The organism is Streptomyces sp. 13-12-16, from assembly GCF_002114215.1.
In the GTDB taxonomy this organism is placed as follows: Bacteria; Actinomycetota; Actinomycetes; order Streptomycetales; family Streptomycetaceae; genus Streptomyces.
The window spans coordinates 15,757-23,368 of the sequence record NZ_NCTE01001513.1; the positions used below are offsets into that span (position 1 = coordinate 15,757).

The following is a 7,612-nucleotide window of genomic DNA, read 5'->3' on the forward strand; positions in this document are numbered from 1 at the left end:
TGTTCTGCGGGCTGGGGCGTCGTGTGTCCCGGCTGCGGGTGTCGCACGCCTTCCACTCGCCGCTGATGGAGCCGATGCTGGAGGAGTTCCACACGGTCGTCGAGAACCTCTCCTACGCCGACCCGCTGCTGCCCGTCGTCTCCAACGTGACCGGCCGCATTGCCGCACCCGGCGAACTCACCACGCCCGCGTACTGGGTGACCCACGTCCGTGAGGCCGTGCGCTTCGCCGACGGTGTCCGCGCGCTGGCCGGTCAGGGTGTCACCCGTTTCGTCGAGCTGGGTCCGGACGGTGTGCTGAGCGGCATGGCCCGCGAGAGCACCGGCGACGAGGCACACCTGATCCCGCTGCTGCGCAAGGACCGCGACGAGGAATCGGCGGCACTGACCGCGCTGGCTCGGCTGCACGTGGCCGGGGCCCGGGTGGACTGGGCCGCGTACTTCGCCGGCACCGGCGCACGCACCGTCGACCTGCCGACCTACGCCTTCCAGCGACAGCGCTACTGGCCGGAGAACAGCACGGTCACCGCAGCGGCCGACGCCCGCGCAGCCGGTCTGGACGCCTCCGATCACCCGTTGCTGGGTGCGGTGGTGGCGCTGCCGGATTCGGGTGGTGTGGTGCTGACGGGCAGGCTGTCGGTGGAGGCGCAGCCGTGGCTGGCCGATCACGTGGTCCTGGGCCGCACCCTGCTGCCCGGCACGGGGTTGGTGGAACTCGCCCTGAAGGCCGGCGAGGCCGTGGGCTGCGCGACGCTGGACGAACTGACGCTGGCAGCCCCGCTGGTGCTGCCCGAACAGGGCGCCGTTCAGGTCCGTGTCGTGGTGGGACCCCAGGATGCCGACCACCGCACGCTCGCCGTCTACTCCCGTCCGGAAGGCGCCGAGGACGCCCCGTGGACGACCCATGCCTCCGGGTTCCTGGTGGAGGGTGTGGTGCCGGCGGAGTTCGATCTGGCGCAGTGGCCTCCGGCGGGTGCGGAGGTGGTGCCGGTGGAGGGTGCGTACGAGGTCTTCCGTGAGCGTGGTTATGGCTACGGTCCGGTGTTCCGTGGGTTGCGTGCGGCGTGGCGTCGGGGTGAGGAGTTGTTCGCGGAGGTCGCTCTGCCGCAGGAGTCGGTGGGTGGGGCCGGTGGGTTCGGTCTGCATCCGGCGTTGCTGGACGCGTCGATGCATGCGGCGATCCTGAACGACGGTGAGGGCGAGACGGTGATTCCGTTCGCCTGGAACGGCGTGCGCCTGCACGCGGTCGGCGCCACCGCCGTCCGCGTCCGCATCGGCAAGCTGGACGGCCGTGCCGTCACCCTGTCCGTGGCCGACGTGACCGGTGCGCCCGTGATGTCGGTCGGCTCCATGGTGGGCCGTCCGGTGTCGGCGGACCAGCTGGGTACGGCGTCCGGTGACGCGGGTGCGCTGTACGGCATCGAGTGGGTCCCGGGGACTGCCGGTGCCGCCGGTGCGGCGTGGACGCCGTGGGAGGAACTGTCGGCGGACGGTGAGGTGCCGGAGACGGTGGTCCTGGACTGCGGTGCCGGTGCCGGTGTGCTTGCGGCCGGTGTGGATGTGCCGGTGGGTGTGCGGTCGGTGGTGCACCGGGTGCTGGGTGTGGTGCAGGAGTGGCTGGCGGGTGAGCGGTTCGCGGGTTCGCGTCTGGTGGTGGTGACGCGGGGCGCGGTCGCGGTCGGTTCGGCCGGTGATGTGGTGCAGGCTCCGGTGTGGGGTCTGGTGCGTGCGGCGCTGTCGGAGAACCCGGGCCGTTTCGCGCTGGCCGACGTCGACGGTGGCACCGGCACGGACACGGATGTGGACGTGGCCGTGGCGGCCGTGGTCGCGGGTGAGCCGGAGGTGGCCGTACGGGACGGTGCGGTGCTGGTGCCGCGCCTGACCCGCCTGCCCTCGCCCGAGCCGCAGGACGTGCCCGTGCCCGATGACGAGCCGGACGCGGACCGGACGGTCCCGGCACTGGACGGCACCGGTGCGGTGCTGATCACCGGCGGTACCGGTGGTCTGGGTGCGGTGGTCGCCCGTTACCTGGTGGCCGAGCGTGGGGTGCGGGACCTGGTCCTGACGTCCCGGCGCGGCCCCGACGCTCCCGGCGCCACCGAACTCGCCGAAGAGCTACAGGGGATGGGAGCCCGCGTCGACATCGTCGCCTGCGACGTGTCGCACCGGGAAGCGGTTCACGCCCTGGTCACGTCACTCGCGACGGAGCGTGGTCTGCTGGCGGTCGTCCATGCTGCGGGTGTGGGTGACAACGGGCTGGTGGGTGCGTTGTCGCCGGAGCGGGTGGACGGTGTGCTGGCGCCGAAGGCGGATGCGGCGTGGTGGCTGCACGAGGCCACCCGTGGGCTGGACCTTGCCGCGTTCGTGTTGTTCTCGTCGGCGGGTGGTCTGGTGCTGACGGCGGGGCAGGGCAATTACGCGGCGGCGAACGTGTTCCTGGACGCGTTGGCGGCGCGTCGGCGGGCGGAGGGTCTGCCGGCGACGTCGATGGCGTTCGGGTTCTGGGACGTGGGTGCGGGGCTCGGCCGGTATCTGGGTGAGGTGGACCGTCGGCGGATGGCGTCGCAGGGTCTGCCGGTGCTCTCCCGTGAGGCCGGGCTGGAGCTGTTCGCGGCGGGCCTGGACCGCGGTGAGGCCACGGTCGTCCCGCTGCGGGTCGACACCGCCGCCCTGCGCACCCGGACCGACGAGGTCCCCGCCCTCCTCCGCGCCCTCACCCCCGTGCCCCGACGACAGGCGGCCTCCGCTGCGACCGCCGCCACCACGGCCGGTGGCCTCGCGGACCGGCTGTCCGGGCTGACCGCCGCCGAGCGGCACCGCACCGTGCTGCGGTTGGTGCGCTCGCAGGTGGCGGCGGTGCTGGGACACGGTTCGGCGGAGGCGATCGGACCCGACCGTGCCTTCCAGGAACTGGGCTTCGACTCGCTCGCCGCGACCGAACTGCGCAACCAGCTCAACCAGCTCACCGGACTCAGGCTCCCCGCCACCCTGGTCTTCGACCACCCCAACGCCCTCGCCGTCACCGAGCACATCGAGGAGAAGCTCGCGGGCCCGGCCCTCCGTTCCACCGCCTCCGGCCGAACGGCCGTGAGCACGACGCCCGTCGACAACGAGCCGATCGCCATCATCGGGATGGCCTGCCGCTACCCGGGCGGAGTGACCTCCCCCGAGGACCTGTGGCGACTGGTCGCCGACGGCGTCGACACCGTCTCCGACATGCCGGACGACCGTGGCTGGGACCTGGAGGGCCTGTACGACCCGGAGCCCGGTGCGGAAGGCAAGAGCTACACCCGGCGGGGCAGCTTCCTCTACGACGCCGCCCGGTTCGACCCCGGATTCTTCGGCATCTCGCCGCGCGAGGCCCTGTACATGGACCCGCAGCAGCGACTGCTCCTGGAGACCTCCTGGGAGGCGCTCGAGCGCGCGGGCATCGACCCCGGCTCGCTCAAGGGCAGCCGCACCGGTGTCTTCGCCGGCGTGATGTACCACGACTACGCCCTCAACGTGTCACCCTCCGGCACGGCGGGCGGCAGCGTGGTGTCCGGCCGGCTGTCGTACACGTACGGCTGGGAAGGCCCGGCCGTCACCGTCGACACCGCCTGCTCCTCCTCCCTCGTCGCCCTGCATCTCGCGGTCCAGGCGCTGCGTTCGGGCGAGTGCTCGCTCGCGGTGGCCGGTGGTGCCACGGTGATGTCGACCCCGGGCATGTTCGTCGAGTTCAGCCGACAGCGCGGGCTGTCCGTGGACGGCCGCTGCAAGGCGTTCGCGGGCGCGGCCGACGGCGTCGGCTGGTCCGAGGGCGTGGGCGTCCTCCTCGTCGAGCGCCTCTCCGACGCCGTACGCAACGGGCACCGCGTCCTCGCGGTCGTCCGGGGCACAGCAGTCAACCAGGACGGCGCGTCCAACGGCTTCACGGCACCCAACGGGCCCTCGCAGCAGCGCGTCATCCGGCAGGCGCTCGAGGCCGCGGGGGTCGCCGCCTCCGAGGTCGACGTCGTCGAGGCGCACGGCACCGGCACGACCCTGGGCGACCCGATCGAGGCGCAGGCACTGCTGGCCACCTACGGCCAGGACCGTCCCACCGACCGGCCGCTGCTGCTCGGCTCCATCAAGTCGAACATCGGGCACGCGCAGGCCGCCGCCGGTGTCGCCGGCGTCATCAAGATGGTGATGGCCATGGAGCACGGCTCCGTGCCGCGCACCCTGCACGTCGACCGGCCCTCGCCGCACGTCGACTGGACCGAGGGCAACGCGGAACTGGTCGTCGAGGAACGGCCGTGGCCGGACGCCCCGCACCCGCGCCGCGCGAGTGTCTCCGCGTTCGGACTCAGCGGCACCAACGCGCACGTCGTCCTGGAGCAGGCCCCCGTACCCGCCCCGGCCGCCGAGCCGGGACCGGTGAACGGCGACGGCGAACGCCCGACGCCCCCGCTGCCCTGGACGGTGTCCGCCGCGACCCCCGAGGCGCTGCGCGCCCAGGCCCGACGGCTCCTCGACCACCTCACGGACCGCCCGGACCAGGACCCGCTGGACACGGCCTACGCACTGGCCACCTCCCGCGCCCTGTTGGAGTCCCGCGCCGTCGTGCTCGGTGCCGACCGCGACGACCTGCTCGAGGGGCTGCGGACACTCGCCCGAGGCGAGTCGTCCCCGGCCGTCCTCCGCGGCACCGCGCGGGACGGCGGCCCGACCGCGTTCCTGTTCTCGGGGCAGGGGTCGCAGCGGCTGGGTATGGGCCGGGGCTTGTACGAGCGTTTTCCGGTGTTCGCGGAGGCGTTCGACGCGGTCTGTGCCGGGCTGGACGAGCACCTGGACCGCCCCCTGCGCGACGTCGTCTGGGGCGAGGACGCGGAGGCGCTGAACCGGACCGTGTATGCCCAGGCCGGACTCTTCGCGGTCGAGGTGGCGCTGTTCCGGCTGCTCGATGCCTGGGGGGTGCGCCCCGACTACGTGGCCGGGCATTCGATCGGTGAGGTGGCGGCTGCGTATGTGGCGGGTGTGTTCTCGCTGGCGGATGCGTGTGTGCTGGTGGCTGCGCGTGGGCGGTTGATGCAGGCGTTGCCGGCCGGTGGTGCGATGGTCGCGGTGGAGGCGACGGAGGCGGAGGTGCTGCCGCACCTGACGGGTGAGGTGTCGGTGGCGGCCGTCAACGGGCCTTCTTCGGTGGTGGTTTCGGGTGTCGAGGCGGCGGTGGAGGCCGTGGCGGAGGTGTTCCGCGGGCTGGGTCGTCGTACGTCCCGGCTGCGGGTGTCGCACGCGTTCCACTCTCCGCTGATGGAACCGATGCTGGAGGAGTTCCGCACGGTCGCCGAGGGGCTGACCTACAGCGACCCGCGGTTGCCCGTCGTCTCGAACGTGACCGGTGCCTTGGCGGAGCCCGGTGAGCTGGCGTCGGCCGCGTACTGGGTGGGCCATGTCCGTGAGGCCGTGCGCTTCGACGACGGTGTCCGTGTGCTGGCCGGTGAGGGTGTCACGCGTTTCGTGGAGCTGGGTCCGGACGGTGTGCTCAGCGGCATGGCGCGCGAGAGCGCCGGCGACGACGCCCTCCTCATACCTGTGCTGCGCAAGGACCGGGAGGAGACCGCCACCGTCCTGCGGGCTCTGGCCGAGCTGTACGTCCGCGGCGGTCACGCCGACTGGGCCGCCGTGCTCGACGGAACGGGCGGACGCCCGGTGGACCTGCCGACGTATGCCTTCCAGCACGAGTACTTCTGGCCCGTGGGATCCGTCGCCGGCGCCGGTGACATTCGCCTGGCGGGCCTCGGCACCCCGGGACACCCGCTGCTGGGCGCGGCCGTCGAACTGGCCGGCACCGACGGGATGGTGCTCACCGGACGGCTGTCGCTCCAGTCACAGCCGTGGCTGGCCGACCACGAGGTGCAGGGATCGGTACTCGTGCCGGGCACGGCCCTGCTGGACCTGGCCATCCGTGCCGCTGACGAGGTCGGCTGTGACACGGTCGAGGAACTGACCCTGCCGACCCCGCTCGTCCTGCCCGCTCAGGGCGGCACCCGTATTCAGGTCACCGTCGGTGAAGCGGACGAGGCGGGGCGCCGTAGCGTCGCCGTTCACTCGCGGCCCGACGGGGACGACGAGCGCGACCCCTGGACCCTGCACGCGCACGGCACACTGGCCGACGGGACGACCGTCGCGCGTTCCGGCTTCGACGTGTCCGTCTGGCCGCCGAAGGACGCCCGCGCGGTCGACGTGACGGACTGCTACGAGCTGCTGGCCGAGGCCGGCCTCCGCTACGGTCCCGTCTTCCGAGGCCTGCGGGCCGCCTGGCGGCGGGGCGACGAGGTCTTCGCCGAGGTGGCGCTCGACGAGAACGTCGACGGCGGCACCTACGGGCTCCACCCCGCGCTCTTCGACGCCGCCCTGCACGCCTCCTTCGCCTTCGGCGGTGACGACACCGCGCTCGGTGGCGTGCCCTTCTCCTGGGAGGGCGTGCGCCTGCACGCGTCCGGCGCCTCGGCACTGCGCGTCCGGCTGACCAGGACCGGTGACGACTCCCTGGCCGTCGAGCTGGCCGACCCGACGGGTGCTCCCGTCGCCTCGGTGGAGGCCCTCGTCGTACGGTCCGCCTCGGCCGTCGGTGGCGTGTCCGAGAGCGGCGCGAAGTCCCTCTACCACGTGGACTGGGTGCCCGCCCGTGCCGTGACCGGCACTCCTTCTCCGTACCCGGTCGCACTGCTCGGCGAGGAGGTCCTCGCTACGATCGCCGCCGACGCGAACGCTCCGGTCACCGCCACCGACCTCGATGCACTGGCCGCGGGCGACGTGCCCGGCACGGTGCTGGTCGCCGTGACGAGTTCGCTGCCGGACGTCGTCGAGTCGACGCACCAGGCGGCCGCCCGAGCCCTGACCCTCGTGCGGGACTGGTTGGCGGACGAGAGGTTCGCCGCTTCCCGTCTGGTCTTCGTCGTCGGTGCATCCGAAGACGCCGAGGACCTGACGGACGCTCCGGTCAGGGGACTGGTGCGATCCGCTCAGCTGGAGCATCCGGGGCGGTTCGGTCTGCTGGACGTCGAGCCGGACACCGGGCTCACCGCAGAGCTGTTGGGTGCGGCGTTGGCCGTGGGTGAGGCCGAGGCTGAGGTTGCGGTGCGTGGGGGTGAGGTGGTGGTGCCTCGTCTGGCGCGCCTGTCCTCCACGTCCGGCCTGGAGGTTTCCGGTTGGGATGTGGCCGGTGGCACGGTTTTGGTGACGGGTGGCACGGGCGGTCTTGGCCGGATCGTGGCTCGTCATCTGGTGGTCGGGCACGGTGTGCGTGATCTGCTGTTGGTGAGTCGTCGTGGTGTGGCTGCCGAGGGTGTGGGGGCTCTGGTCGCGGAGTTGTCCGGGCTGGGTGTGCGGGTGTCGGTGGAGGCCTGTGATGTGGCCGACGCGGATGCGGTGGCTGCGCTGGTGGGCCGGTATCCGGTGCGGGCGGTGGTGCATGCGGCGGGTGTGCTGGACGACGGTGTGGTGGAGTCGCTGACGGGCGAGCGGCTGGCGCGGGTGCTGCGTCCGAAGGTGGACGCGGCCTGGCACCTGCACGAGGCGACCAAGGACCTCGACCTCACCGCCTTCGTGGTGTTCTCGTCGGTGGCGGGGACGTTCGGCAGTGCCGG

1 protein-coding gene is annotated in these 7,612 nt (G+C 72.7%); it reads left to right on the forward strand.

Features of this window, described 5'->3' with window-relative positions; all coding sequences use genetic code 11:
* Positions 1-23 precede the first annotated feature (23 nt).
* Positions 24-7,612, forward strand: a 7,589-nt coding sequence (locus tag B7767_RS44270; protein ID WP_256923820.1) for a type I polyketide synthase, incomplete at its 3' end; no start/stop codon positions are given.